Raw genomic sequence first — 13,742 nt, forward strand, 5'->3', positions numbered from 1 at the left:
TTAAAAGGGGTGCGTCACAGACTTATGACACACCCTCTTTTCTTTTTCTATTTAGATATATATTTCCGACCATTGCGGATGACAAGACCATGATAGCTACCATCCACACGCAGTCCGTTCATATTGTATATCGCAGCTTTCGCAGGCTGCGGCTTTGACGTAACTACTGCACTGATGCCAGTGAGCACTTTCTGTGTGATATCCTCGAAACGGCCATTCTTCTTCTCCTTATGCTCATTCTCTGGAGCTTGATAGAAGCGATAATAGATATCGCGAGACACATTCAAGATATCCTCCGTCTGCGTTTCCTGGTCACCATAGCTGAAGATGATATTGGTTCCATAAGGCAAAGAAATATGATAGAAGAGTTTGCCACCTATCATCCTGGTATCGGTCAGTTGATTGCCTGGCCATCCTCCGTTGTTTCCTTCACCCCAAGCAAAGAGGTAAGGCACACGATCCTCGTCGCAAGTCACATAGATGTTCATCTTGTCAGAAGGAGCCTCGCCACCACCCCATTGCTCAACAAGCCATGTGGCTTTTTGGCGCATATAGTTCTTAAAAACGGCAGCCTTGGCCAGTTCATCTTGGTTCTTGGCGACATTGCTGCTATTCTTCCAACATAGATAGTCGTTAGCTGCAGCATCGGAAATCTTTGCCGCCACACCATCAATATAAGCGTTCATCTCTGCATATTGATTGGCATAAAACTCCTGCCAGACCTCCTTCACCTTGTCGCGGAAGTGCTTAAAATTCCAGGCACGATCAATGATAAACTGCTCAAACTTATCTCCCTGGAAGATAAAATGACGGAAATTGGTTTCATTATAAGCATTACCAAAGTCCCATACAGGGCCAAAAGTCCACTTGGTATCTGCACCTTTTTCCTTGTAGAGATAGCAACTGCCATGAAATCCCTCCTCATCTTGCAACAGCTCACGCACGATATACACCTTTGCCAAAGACTCGATGTCTACATACTTTTCCCATTCCGTATCGTTTTCATTTTTGCTACAGATAGCCTTGGCGATGGCATTCCACTGTGTCTGCAAATAGTTTTCTTGCTCTGCGGAGAGCACCTCTGGGGTATGATAAGTAAGCACCATGTTCTGGCTGCCCAACTTCACATTGATATGAGGATCTGTATCATAATTGTCTATCTCCACGAGCCATCCGCCCGTGATAGCCTCAGGATCAGTCGCCTTGTCAGCCTGCTCTACGATGTTAACTCGTTTTTTATCAACACGTATCTTTTCGGTTACGAAATACAAGCCCTGATATTTTCCATTGAGCACCAATTCAACAGGTTGTGAATCTGTGGTATAAGGCAAGCCCACACGACGGCTCAATTCATAGCCTACCAGATTGCGGAGAAAACCCAAATTATCATCGGCACCAGCCATGAGCACGAAGTGCTTGCTCTGCTCCATACCCACAGGGTTCACCTTACTATTAAACTTCAAGCGATAAGGTTTCTTGTCAAACCCTTCCCACGTCCAGTTACCACGTCCTTTAATTATCAAGGTTTCTGGTTTATCTGCAGAAGCCATATTCTCATACCCCTCCAATCCCAAGGCATCAATATAAGCCGTGGCTGACACATAAGTTTCTTTGGAAGTGATAGGCTGTGCATCCTGAGTGTTAACATACATGACGGGTAAAGTCCCCGATGGTTTCAAAGCTGACGTCATGGTTGGATCTGTTGCGGCATGGACAGCAGACAGACTGCCCAAGTTGCACATCACAACGAGCAGCAATAACAGTATTTTTTCTTTACTAAACATAAATATAAGTCTAATGATTCAAAATTTCAAGTTATAACAAGTTATTAGAAGCAGAAAGAGAAGGCGCATCATTGCCTGATGAAGTTGCGCCTTCACTCACATATATATATTGAAAAATCAGCATAAGCACACTTACGCCTTGGCCTAGATCTCTATCTGTGGAACATCCTTGAGGAATTTTTCTATTTCTTCATCGCTGACAGAATAGTTTTGCAAGTCACCATTGATATAACTGTCGTATGAAGGCATATCAATAAGACCATGTCCTGAAAGACAGAAGAGAATAACCTTCTTCTCGCCTTTCTCCTTAGCCTTGAGCGCCTCGCGAATAGTAGCAGCAATCGCATGACAGCTCTCTGGCGCAGGAATGATACCCTCGGTACGAGCAAAGAGCATACCAGCCTTGAATGACTCCAACTGTGGAATATCTACACCATGCATATATCCGTCCTTAATCAACTGAGAAATAATCATACCGGCACCATGATAACGCAAACCGCCAGCATGGATATTCGCAGGCTTGAAATCATGACCTAAGGTGTACATTGGAAGCAATGGTGTATAACCAGCCTCATCACCAAAGTCGTATTCAAACTTACCACGAGTCAACTTAGGGCAGCTTTCAGGTTCTGCTGCAATAAATTCAGTATTCTTTCCATCCTTAATCTTATGACGCATGAAAGGGAAGGCGATTCCACCAAAGTTACTGCCACCACCAAAACAAGCTATCACAGTATCAGGATACTCACCAGCCATAGCCATCTGCTTTTCTGCCTCCAGACCAATGACTGTCTGATGAAGAGCCACGTGATTTAACACAGAACCTAAAGTATATTTACAACCAGGAGTTGTTGTAGCCAACTCTACAGCCTCACTGATGGCAGTACCTAATGAACCTGGATGATGAGGATCACGGGTAATGATGTTTTTACCAGCTCTTGTACTCATAGAAGGAGAGCCCTCTACTGTAGCACCAAAGGTACGCATAATACTGGAACGATATGGTTTTTGCTGCATGGTAATCTTTACCTGATAAACAGCCGCTTCCAATCCATAGAGCTTAGCTGCATAAGACAAGGCTGCACCCCACTGACCAGCACCCGTTTCCGTTGTGACATTCGTATCACCCTCTTGCTTACAATAGTAGCACTGAGGAAGAGCAGAATTAATCTTATGTGAACCTAAAGGATTGGTACTCTCATTTTTGAAATAGATATGAGCAGGAGTACCTAAAGCCTCTTCCAAAGCATAAGCACGAACCAAAGGAGTAGAACGATAGAAAGTATATTTTTCCAATACGTCTTCAGGAATATCTATCCACGCATGCTCCTGATCCAATTCCTGCTTGGAACATTCCTTATTAAATATATGTGAAAGATCATCAGCATTGAGAGGCTGGTGAGTCTGAGGATTCAATGGAGGCAATGGCTTATTAGGCATATCTGCCTGAATATTATACCACTGTGTTGGGAGTTCACTCTCCTGCAAAATAAATTTCTTCTGTCTCATGTGATATCATTTTTATATTAATTATTATGTCTTTTCTTACATTTTGTTAATAGATAAATTCATTTTGCGACAAAATTACAAAAAACATTTGAGATAAAAGAAAAAACGGCAATATTTTTGCTTTTTATCTGAAAAATATCGTAAAACGGCTGGAAATCAGTTAAAACAAGAGGCGTTGTAAACGCTATTCATCATCTTTTACTTATACAAAAAACTACAAAATTCATACAAACGATAAATTTACGCCCCGTTTATTGCTCAATATCATTCAATATAGATACAGCTTGCTCTACACTCCTGATACCAGAAATACGCAAGTAGCGCTTGTTGCTTTTCTCTTTCAAGTTGCACATCCTCACATGTTTGGTTACATAATCCAACACCTTAGAGAACATGATACTTCTATAAAAAGGACTCTGCACATTGCTCACAAACTGTAATTGAAGAACATTTTGCTTCAGCATAATCTTCTCGCATCCCATACGCTTACCTAATCTACGCAGGGTGACCACATGCATCAGTTCTTCGCCCTCATGAGGCACAGGACCGAAACGGTCAATCAATCGCTTTTTATAAGCAGCCAGATCATCATCATTCTCTATACAATCCAACTCCCGATATAAAAGCATTCGTTCACTACTACCAGGAACATACGAATCAGGGAAATACATCTCCAAGTCGCTCTCCACAGAACAGTCATCTACAAAGTCGTCACCCGTGAGCACCTTACCTTGATCCAAGTCTTCCTGATACAAATCATTGAATTCTTCATTCTTCAACTCGGTCACAGCCTGCGACAAGATCTTCTGATAGGTTTCATATCCCAAATCTTCCATGAAACCACTCTGTTCTGAACCCAACAAGTTACCTGCTCCACGAATATCTAAATCCTGCATGGCAAGATTAAATCCACTTCCCAAGTCACTGAAAGTTTCCAACGCCTCCAAACGTCTCCGAGCCTCAATTGTCAGTACGCTTTTAGGGGGTGCCAACAAATAGCAAAACGCCTTTTTGTTACTTCTGCCAACTCGTCCTCTCATCTGGTGCAGATCACTTAAGCCGAAATGATGCGCATCATTGATAATGATCGTATTGGCATTGGAAATATCGATACCATTTTCCACAATGGTTGTAGAAAGCAGCACATCATAGTCATAGTTGATAAAGCCCATGATAATCTTTTCCAACTCCTCAGGCTTCATCTGACCATGTCCGATGACAACTCGACAATCAGGTACATGTTTCTCTATCAGGAGTTTAATCTCCTGAAGTTTGGAAATCCGATCATTGACAAAATACACCTGTCCATTACGACTCATTTCAAAATTGATGGCATCAGCAATCACTTCAGAAGAAAAACTGGTCAGCTCCGTATGGATCGGATAACGGTTAGGTGGCGGTGTACGCATGATACTCATATCTCTTGCTCCCATCAGCGAGAACTGGAGGGTACGAGGAATAGGCGTAGCGCTCATGGTCAGCGTATCCACGTTGACCTTCATCTGGCGCAGTTTCTCCTTTGTACTTACTCCAAACTTCTGTTCCTCATCAATAATGAGCAAACCTAAATCTTTCCATACAACCGATTTGGAAATCAATTTATGCGTACCTATCAAAATGTCTATTTTACCATCCTTTAAGTCAGCCAAAATCTGTCGGGTTTCCTTGGCAGATCGGGCACGGCTCAAATATTCTACCCTCACAGGCATTCCCTCAAGACGCGACTTGAATGTCTGATAATGCTGAAATGCCAAAACGGTAGTAGGAACCAGTACTGCCACCTGTTTACTGTCACAAGCAGCTTTAAAGGCCGCACGAATGGCTACCTCCGTTTTTCCGAAGCCAACATCTCCACACACCAGTCTGTCCATAGGGCGGGAACTTTCCATATCAGCCTTCACCTCCATGGTAGCCTTATTCTGGTCAGGCGTATCTTCATAGAGGAAAGAAGCTTCCAACTCATGTTGCAAATATCCATCCAGACTAAAAGCATAGCCCTTTTCATGACGACGCTTAGCATACAACTTAATCAGGTCGCGCGCTATATCCTTGATACGCTTCTTTGCCTTTTCCTTCATCCTATCCCAGGCACCAGTACCTAAGGTAGAAAGACGAGGAGGTTCACCGGTATCGGCACTTCTATATTTGCTGATTTTATAGAGCGAATGGATAGAAACATCCACTTTATCGTTATTCTTATAGACGATGCGTATCATTTCCTGATAGCTTTCACCAGTAGGAACACGAACCAAGCCGCCAAACTTACCGATTCCAAAATCCACATGTACGATAAAGTCGCCCGGTTCCATTTCCTGCAACTCTTTCATCGTAAGCGCCATTTTACCAGCACGAGCAGAATCAGAACGCAAATTGTATTTATGAAAACGGTCAAAAATCTGATGATCTGTAAAGAAACAGCATTTTTTGTCAGAATCCACAAACCCTTCGTGAATGGTTTTATCTACAGGAACAAAAGAAATCTGATAACGTTGCAAATCTTCACTATCAAAAATATCCTTCAATCTTTGCTGCTGTTTCTGACTGTCAGCTAAAATATATAAAGTATATTTCTGAAGAAGATAATCCTCAAGAGTTTTAGCCAACAATTCAAAATTCTTATGGAATAAAGGTTGTGGCTGGATATTAAAATGAATGCAAGCAGAAGACTTACCTTCTCCCTCCAAAGCATTTGGATTTTTATCCACATGCCCCATTTCTATGCGCACTCTTTCTGCCAATCCCTCTTTCAACTGAGTCGTAGTACAGAGATTCAACTCTTTCTTCATCCGCTGTCTGATTTGCTCAGCCTCCATTTCTGTAGCCCCTTCCAGCTGTTCAGTCAAACTTTGAGCCGAGAAACCATCATGATAAATCTGTTCGATACGATCATGAAGAAAGACGAAATCCTTCATGACAACAATTGTATCCTCACCCAAAAAAGAAAATATCGGTTGTTTTTCACTTTCAAGAGAAGATAATTCAGGCACAATCTCTATACATTCCCTCTTGACTTTCGACAACTGACTTTCCACATCAAAGGTACGGATGGAATCGATCTCATCTCCGAAGAAATCTATACGAAAAGGAAATTCACAGCTATAAGAATATACATCCAGGATACTACCACGGACAGCAAATTGTCCTGGTTCATAAACATAATCAGTCTCCTCAAAGCCAAAATCTCTCAGCGTATGCACAATATTGCTCAAGGCAATCTCTTGAGAAACAGAAAGTTTAAGTATGCGCTCATCCAGTTTCTTTTTGGTAACAACCAATTCTGCCAAGGCATCAGGATAAGAAACTATAAATAAATTTCTATTTTGCGATAAACGAGCCAGGACTTCCGTTCGAAGAATTTCATTGGCAGCATCTTTTTGCCCATACTTGATAGCACGACGATAGCTGGAAGGAAAGAAAAAAACATTTTCCTGTCCCATCATTTGTGTCAGGTCGTGATAAAAATAGCCAGCCTCATCAGCATCATCCAAAACAAAAAGTACGGTTTGTCCTAATTGCTGATATACAGACGCAAAAAAGATTGGTGCAGAAGAACACACCAATCCCTTAAGGGAAATCATTTTAACCTGTTTTTTCCCCAATAAATCCAAAAGAGCCTTCGTCTGTGACGAATGCCCGTAAATATTTTCAATCTCTTGTATGGTCACGCTTTTTAGTTTTTCTTAGGATACTTCTTAAACCAGCCATCCAAGCGAAGGCGCATTACACCAAAGAAAGCCTCTCCAAAGATACCTCCATTCATCTTGCTCACACCCTCGCGACGGTTGACGAAGATAACAGGTACCTCTTTGATTTTAAATCCTATCTTATGAGAAGTGAATTTCATCTCGATTTGGAAAGCATATCCTTTGAAACGAATTTTATCCAATTCGATGGTTTCCAACACCTTGCGACGATAGCAAACGAATCCTGCCGTTGTATCGTGCACCTTGAATCCTGTAACCAGACGAACATACTTGGATGCGAAATAACTCATCAGGACACGACCGATAGGCCAATTAACCACATTGACGCCCGAAACATAACGAGAACCTACTGCAACATCATATCCTTCATCATGAGTAGCAGCATAAAGACGTGGCAAATCATTAGGATCATGACTAAAGTCAGCATCCATTTCAAAGATAAAATCATATCCCTGTTGGAGCGCCCACTTAAAGCCTGTGATATAAGCAGTGCCTAAACCTAATTTACCGGAACGCTCCAAGATATGAAGACGTCCATTAAACTCACCCGCCATCAGATTCTTGACAATAGCAGCCGTACCATCAGGACTTCCATCGTCAATCACAAGAATATCAAATTGCTTTTCGAGCCCAAAGACAGCCCGAATGATCTTCTCTATGTTTTCCTTCTCATTATAAGTAGGAATGATTACTATGCTATCGCTCTTCATAATAGTTTTTATTAATCAAGTACCAATAATTCTTATAGTTAAATATGATATGCAAAGATACGACTTTTATCACAATTCCACTATATTTTTGATTATTTTTTCATTTATTGGTCAGGATTTTCTACAAAACCCTGATATTCCTTGTCTAAACCATTCATAATTGCCTCATAACTCTCCGTCATCTGATGCTTAATATTGTCAGCACCTCTGCCTATAGGAGCTATTGGCTTATGTATAGTCAACTTCAACGGATGCCAAAACACCCAAAAAATATCTTTCATACGCGGCTTCACCTGGAAACTGCCATTGATGGTAAGAGGACAAACAGGCAACTGCAGTTCGTCTGCCAACATAAAAGCACCGCGACGGAAAACACCCATATGACCGGTAAAAGTTCTGGCACCTTCAGGGAACACCACCAATGACATTCCCTCCTTGAGTTCTTCACGAGCCTTGTCATAGGAAGCACGGATTTTGGAAGGTCCGCTCTTATCTACGAAGATATGATGAGCATACTCGCAAGCCACTCCTACCAAAGGAATCTTACGAAGACCTTTCTTCATCATCCACTTGAAATTACGTCCCAAAAAACCATATATCAGGAAGATATCAAAGGCTCCCTGATGATTGGCTACAAAAACATAGCTCTGCTTTTTCTCCAAATTTTCACGTCCTTCTACCTTTACAGGCAACAGGAGAATACGTATCCACAACTGTGACCAGATCTTACCAGGATAATATCCCCAGAAATGACCATTACCTAACATACACCCCACAACTGTGGTAATACTCGTAATAATACTTGCCAATACCAAGATAGGCAAGCACACCAATAATTGGTATAAACGATATAAATATTTCATAATCTCAATATTTTTTACGCTGATAATACTTTTATATGGTAATTCTTATTTTCTCTTTAATGTGACAACTACGATCTCGGCGGTAGCTCCTATACGGATAGGAATCACACCACCCAATCCGGCAGTCGTAAAGAGCTGGCAACCTTCACGCTCATACAAACCATAGTCATAACTGGCAAACATGGTTGGTCGGATGCCCAAGACCTCAACTTGTCCTGCATGAGTATGACCGCTGAATGTCAATTGTGGTGCCACTAAAACCGTATCTTTAGATCCATACACCTCATTAATTTTAGAAGGAACCATATCTTTCCACTGCGTTGGTATATGCTGGAGCATCAAGATAAAATTTCCCGGTTTGATGGATGCAAGTGATTTCGCCACACTTGTCCGCTTCGGTTTATCATAATTTTCCGTTCCAGCTATATAGATGGAATCCTGTCCTCTATACACCACCCGATGTTCATTATTCAGCAGTTGCCATCCTAAACTTCGCTCAAAATCCTGTACCCTTTTCTCTATTTCAACCTGTTCATCAGGATCTGCATCAACATAATAACTATAATCGTGATTGCCCAAGATACTATAAACTCCATCCTTTGCTTTCAACGAACGAAGCATCTGATAATAAGGTACTAATTCTGAAGGATGTGCATTTTGCAAATCACCCGTAAAGCAAATCATGTCAGGATGCTGTGCCTGAATGCTGTCAATATCCCGCTGAGGAATATCCGATCTCCAACCATAATAGGAGCCGAGATGGAAATCACTAAACAGGACTATTCTATACCCATCGAAGTTCTTTGGTAAATCAGACAGATATATGGTAACTTGTTTCACTTCCAGTTTACGGAAACCTAAAGTAAATCCATAGATAAACGTCACGAAAGCCACAATAGCCAAAACGAGTCCAAGAATTCGTCCCCAATTCTTCTCTAAAAGAAAATATCTTTTGCAGCACCATCCTAAGGAACTGCAGAAAGCAAAGACAAACTCCGGCACAGCACAGACCGCCATCAGAGCGAACCAGATATCAACCAGCAAGGGATTTTTCGGTACAAAGTTTGGCAGAAAAGCCAAATATACACTATATCCCCAAACTATCATAGCAGGTATCCACAACAGAAACCTTTTTCTACCAGTTACCTTCTGGAATTCAGTCTTGAATATCCATAAATAAGGCAACACAGTACCCAATATAATGGGTATAAGTATTCTATATATCATTTTTTCATCAAACTTGATTGCAAGAATCGCCGCATGAGTTCCATTGGAATACCACGTCTATTTGCATAATCTCTCAACTGATCCTCCCCTATCTTTCCCAGTTCAAAATAATGTGCCTTTGGATGAGAAAACATCAAGCCCGACACACTGGCATGGGGCGTCATCATACCACTTTCAGTAAGTCTGATACCAACCTCTTTCATCCCAAGAATTTCATCCAGGAGAAAATTGATACTGGTATCCGGCATAGAAGGATAGCCCACTGCAGGGCGAATACCCTGATAGTCCTCTCTAAGGAGCTGCTCCATCGTCAACTTTTCATCTGCAGCATATCCCCAGAAAGTTGTTCTAACTTCCTGATGCATACGCTCAGCTGTGGCTTCTGCCAACCGGTCACTAAGCGTTTGTGCCAACATCGACTGATAATCATCATGACGATACAACTCCACAATTTCCGCATCAACCGTAGCGCAAAAGATACCCAAGCAATCCGTCTTTTCCATATAGATGGGGCGCAAGAAATCTGACAGACACAAATTAGGTTGCCCATCCGCAGAAACCTTTTGCTGACGGAGCATGGGAATACGAACCTCCGAGCGATTGGTCTGACCGTTGGTTTTATCATTCAAATCATCGATTAAGACGATATCATCCCCATCACTACAGGCTTTCATCAATCGAAACAAAGCATGAGTATGATATTTACCATACCAAGACTTCAACATCAGAAGCGCCTCCTGTTTCATTTTTTCTTTTTCGCCTACAGGCTTACCACTTAGTCCCCAAGCATGAAAGAAATAGAGCCAATTGATATACGGTACTATATCCGCAATATCGTATGTCAAAACCTTTCTCAAAATCTAAGAATTTATGATTTTCTAAAAGTAAGTTCTTCACCACGATAAGCCTCGTCAAACTCTCCCTTATTATATATAAGGTGTCCATTACAGATCGTTTGCTCCACTTGCCATTGGTATTCATGTCCCTCCATAGGACTCCACCCGCATTTACTTTGGATGATTTCTTTCTGAACAGTCCAAGCAGTATGAGGGCGAACAATAACAATATCGGCCTGATAGCCCGGGCGCAAAAATCCACGTTTGTCCACTTGAAAGAGTTTGGCAGGATGATGAGACATCACCTCTACCATTCTTTCAATAGAAAGAACGCCTTCGTCCACCAATTCCAACATACTTACCAACGAGAATTGCACCATCGGCATACCCGAAGCAGCCTTGGCACAACCGCCCTGCTTGTCTTTCCATTCATGAGGAGCATGATCAGTGCCAACAACCGAAATTCGTCCATCAGCCAAAGCCTCACGTAATGCCTGCCTATCTTTCACTGTCTTAATAGCAGGATTACATTTGATGAAAGCTTTCTTGTCGGCATAATCCTCATCCGAGAAATAAAGATGCGCAATGACTGCTTCACCCGTAATATTCTCATCTTTTCCGAAGAATTCCAGTTCACGAGCGGTAGTCACATGCGCAATATGCAGATGAGCCCCAGACTCCTTTGCCAATTTAACAGCCAGGCTACTACTTTCGTAACAAGCCTCAGCACTACGGATTTCCGGATGGAATTTTACATCAGGATCTTCACCATATTTTTTCTGATAGGCAGCCATATTGCGATTGATGATGTCAGTATCCTCGCAATGAGTCATCACAGGCAGTCCCAATTTCTTGGCTTTAACAAATATCTGTTGCAAAGACTCATACTTATCCACCAGCATATTGCCCGTGCTGGAACCCATAAAGAGTTTAATACCCGGAATACGATGAACATCCAATCTATCAAATGAATCTACATTATCATTGGTTGCACCAAAAAAGAAACTATAGTTAACATGACTTTTCTGAGCACCTAATGCAAACTTATCCTCCAAAGCCTCCAAAGTCGTAGTTTGAGGATTGGTATTAGGCATTTCGAAGTAAGAAGTCACGCCACCAAAGGCGGCAGCTCTACTCTCGCTCTCAATATCAGCCTTACGTGTCAAACCCGGTTCACGGAAATGCACATGATCATCTATCACACCAGGCAAAACAAAACACCCCGAGGCATCAATGACTTGATCATAGATTCCACGAGGTGCCTTACCTTCATATATTTCTTCAATTTGTTCACCATTGACAACAAGGTCGCCCAAGAAAGAGCGTCCTTCATTGACAATAGTTCCGTTTTTTATTAATATTCTCATCATAATTCTACAGATTAATTACCGAAGCCATTACCTTCCGCAGCCTGATTCTCCGGAATAGTAGGTTTAGCCAGATCATTAGCAGTTGGAGCTGGAGCAGCATTCGGATCCACTTGAGGTGCTTGCATAGCAGAAGCATCTTGTCCTGCATCTCTTGTACCATTCATAATCTGCTCATTTTCCTGAGCCTTCTGATAATAATCCTTCACGTATGGATCATTCTTGAAATGCTCAGTAGCCTTACTCATGATATCCTCAATCCAAGGAGAAAGCATCGGGTATTGATTTCTCATGGTAACCATGAAGAATACTCCAGGACCCAAGACATTATCAAAATTCTCGGTCACGAAAGAAGTGACCAGTTTATCTTCCTGATCAGCCAACTGAATAGCTTCCTCGTTCAGTTTTCTTGTTACCACCTCCATATCACTACCATTCATGATAGCCTGGTCATGCTTATGCACCAATTCCATCTGCTGGTTCTGCAACTGCTGGTATTTCTTGAAGAACTTAAACAGTTTATCATTCAAAGGAGTGCCGCTAACTATCTGTTGAGCATCATCTAATTTCACATTAATTTCACCGCTCTCCAGCACCAATGGGAGGACAGCCTCATCATCCATGAAAATATTAGCCATTCTCACAGAATCCAAATTTCCGTCAAAATGGAATTGACCATGCACAACATCACAGGAATCAATATTTTTAAAATCATTGTTTTTCAGGATTTTCAGGTATAGCATCCTTCCATCCAATGTACTCACATTAGACGTACCTTGGATATTGTAGCTATTGGCACACGATGTCATTGCCAACAAGGTGATAAATGCATAAAGTATCTTATTCATAATCTGTCTGTATTTCGGGTAACAAAAGTACAATCTTAAATTAAAGTACGGAAATAAATTTATGCTATTTAATTGAATACTGCCTGTATTTAGTATTTTTTGGCATTATTCCTTCTCCAGTTCACGGGAAATACGATGTGTCGTATATAATTCCAACAAAGCTGCGATAAGCAGCAGAAGCACCCACTTATTATAAAAGTAGGTGATATACGTCTCATAGTTGGAAAACCAATTACGGGCAAAAGCATATACCGTATCAACCATAGAAATGCCCGACAATATAAAACAAATATCCGCCATTGCCTGTATGCGCTTCAGACGATGAATGACAAACGATTTTCCTTCGTATAACTGCATGGCTTGTATCACACTAAAAAGCACCGTACCTACTAAGAATACCCAACAGGTATAAAGCAACATTTTAGGATAGATAAATCCAAACGCATAGCAACCTGCACCGGCAACCATCAGCACGCCACCCAAGAGGAATATGGCACTCTGAATTTTACTCAACTGTTTCATTTTCTAAATCTTCTTCGTTATTATTATTAGGCAAATCGGTGCTCAAGACGAAGATATCCTCATCGTCTGCCTTCATGAAATAGTTTTCTCTGGCTATTTTCTGATAAGCCTTCGGATCCACGCGCATTTCCCTCAGCAGTTTGGTGTCTGCCTGATAACGCGCAGTATATTTTTTTATCTCAGAACGCAAATTATTGATCTGAATCTGGTATTTCACATGCTGGTAGATGCTATTGTCATCAATTGCACCTACTACCAAAACACCCACTACAATCACTATAAGATACTTATAATGAGAGAGATAGCCCCATATTACACCTAATTGTTTACTCATTTATTTCGATATTTGTTTGCAAAGATAATATTTTTTTG

The 13,742-nt window shown here is 41.4% G+C and carries 11 protein-coding genes; all 11 read right to left on the minus strand.

Annotation, left to right across the window (positions count from 1 at the left end; all coding sequences use genetic code 11):
• Window positions 1-47: 47 nt before the first annotated feature.
• Window positions 48-1,784, minus strand: a complete 1,737-nt coding sequence (locus DW917_RS10140; RefSeq protein ID WP_118118394.1) for a CotH kinase family protein — start codon at window positions 1,782-1,784, stop codon at window positions 48-50.
• 144 nt (window positions 1,785-1,928) lie between these two features.
• Window positions 1,929-3,293, minus strand: coding sequence for a TrpB-like pyridoxal phosphate-dependent enzyme (locus DW917_RS10145; protein ID WP_118118396.1), 1,365 nt, complete (start codon window positions 3,291-3,293; stop codon window positions 1,929-1,931).
• A 251-nt stretch (window positions 3,294-3,544) separates the two neighbouring features.
• The gene (gene mfd / locus DW917_RS10150) at window positions 3,545-6,958 is read right to left on the minus strand and encodes a transcription-repair coupling factor (RefSeq protein WP_118118398.1); all 3,414 of its coding nucleotides are present in this window, start codon (window positions 6,956-6,958) and stop codon (window positions 3,545-3,547) included.
• 5 nt (window positions 6,959-6,963) lie between these two features.
• Window positions 6,964-7,707, minus strand: a complete 744-nt coding sequence (locus tag DW917_RS10155; protein WP_118118400.1) for a polyprenol monophosphomannose synthase — start codon at window positions 7,705-7,707, stop codon at window positions 6,964-6,966.
• Window positions 7,708-7,811: 104 nt separating this feature from the next.
• Complete coding sequence (locus DW917_RS10160; RefSeq protein ID WP_022110891.1) at window positions 7,812-8,570, minus strand: 1-acyl-sn-glycerol-3-phosphate acyltransferase; 759 nt, start codon at window positions 8,568-8,570, stop codon at window positions 7,812-7,814.
• A 45-nt stretch (window positions 8,571-8,615) separates the two neighbouring features.
• Window positions 8,616-9,797: a metallophosphoesterase gene (locus DW917_RS10165; protein WP_118118402.1), complete on the minus strand. Its 1,182-nt coding sequence runs from the start codon at window positions 9,795-9,797 to the stop codon at window positions 8,616-8,618.
• A complete protein-coding gene (locus DW917_RS10170) occupies window positions 9,794-10,654 on the minus strand; it encodes a vitamin B12 dependent-methionine synthase activation domain-containing protein (protein ID WP_118118404.1) in 861 nt (286 codons plus the stop codon). The genes DW917_RS10165 and DW917_RS10170 overlap by 4 nt, the downstream gene beginning before the upstream one ends.
• A gap of 11 nt (window positions 10,655-10,665) precedes the next feature.
• On the minus strand, window positions 10,666-12,000 hold the full coding sequence (locus tag DW917_RS10175) for a dihydroorotase (RefSeq protein ID WP_118118437.1): 1,335 nt from the start codon (window positions 11,998-12,000) through the stop codon (window positions 10,666-10,668).
• Window positions 12,001-12,014: 14 nt separating this feature from the next.
• The gene (locus tag DW917_RS10180; RefSeq protein ID WP_118118406.1) at window positions 12,015-12,848 is read right to left on the minus strand and encodes a DUF4369 domain-containing protein; all 834 of its coding nucleotides are present in this window, start codon (window positions 12,846-12,848) and stop codon (window positions 12,015-12,017) included.
• A 105-nt stretch (window positions 12,849-12,953) separates the two neighbouring features.
• A complete protein-coding gene (locus DW917_RS10185) occupies window positions 12,954-13,370 on the minus strand; it encodes a hypothetical protein (RefSeq protein ID WP_118118408.1) in 417 nt (138 codons plus the stop codon).
• On the minus strand, window positions 13,354-13,704 hold the full coding sequence (locus DW917_RS10190; protein WP_022110885.1) for a septum formation initiator family protein: 351 nt from the start codon (window positions 13,702-13,704) through the stop codon (window positions 13,354-13,356). The genes DW917_RS10185 and DW917_RS10190 overlap by 17 nt, the downstream gene beginning before the upstream one ends.
• Between the last annotated feature and the right edge of the window lie 38 nt (window positions 13,705-13,742).

The sequence above is a fragment of the Prevotella sp. AM42-24 genome (assembly GCF_003461825.1).
Classification (GTDB): Bacteria; Bacteroidota; Bacteroidia; order Bacteroidales; family Bacteroidaceae; genus Prevotella; species Prevotella hominis.

Bases quoted from the DNA above. Each gene is read 5' to 3' on its own strand.
- DW917_RS10140 (WP_118118394.1), bottom strand. From the start codon at position 1,784: ATGTTTAGTAAAGAAAAAATACTGTTATTGCTGCTCGTTGTGATGTGC.
- DW917_RS10145 (WP_118118396.1), bottom strand. From the start codon at position 3,293: ATGAGACAGAAGAAATTTATTTTGCAGGAGAGTGAACTCCCAACACAG.
- DW917_RS10155 (WP_118118400.1), bottom strand. From the start codon at position 7,707: ATGAAGAGCGATAGCATAGTAATCATTCCTACTTATAATGAGAAGGAA.
- DW917_RS10160 (WP_022110891.1), bottom strand. From the start codon at position 8,570: ATGAAATATTTATATCGTTTATACCAATTATTGGTGTGCTTGCCTATC.
- DW917_RS10165 (WP_118118402.1), bottom strand. From the start codon at position 9,797: ATGATATATAGAATACTTATACCCATTATATTGGGTACTGTGTTGCCT.
- DW917_RS10175 (WP_118118437.1), bottom strand. From the start codon at position 12,000: ATGAGAATATTAATAAAAAACGGAACTATTGTCAATGAAGGACGCTCT.
- DW917_RS10180 (WP_118118406.1), bottom strand. From the start codon at position 12,848: ATGAATAAGATACTTTATGCATTTATCACCTTGTTGGCAATGACATCG.
- DW917_RS10185 (WP_118118408.1), bottom strand. From the start codon at position 13,370: ATGAAACAGTTGAGTAAAATTCAGAGTGCCATATTCCTCTTGGGTGGC.
- DW917_RS10190 (WP_022110885.1), bottom strand. From the start codon at position 13,704: ATGAGTAAACAATTAGGTGTAATATGGGGCTATCTCTCTCATTATAAG.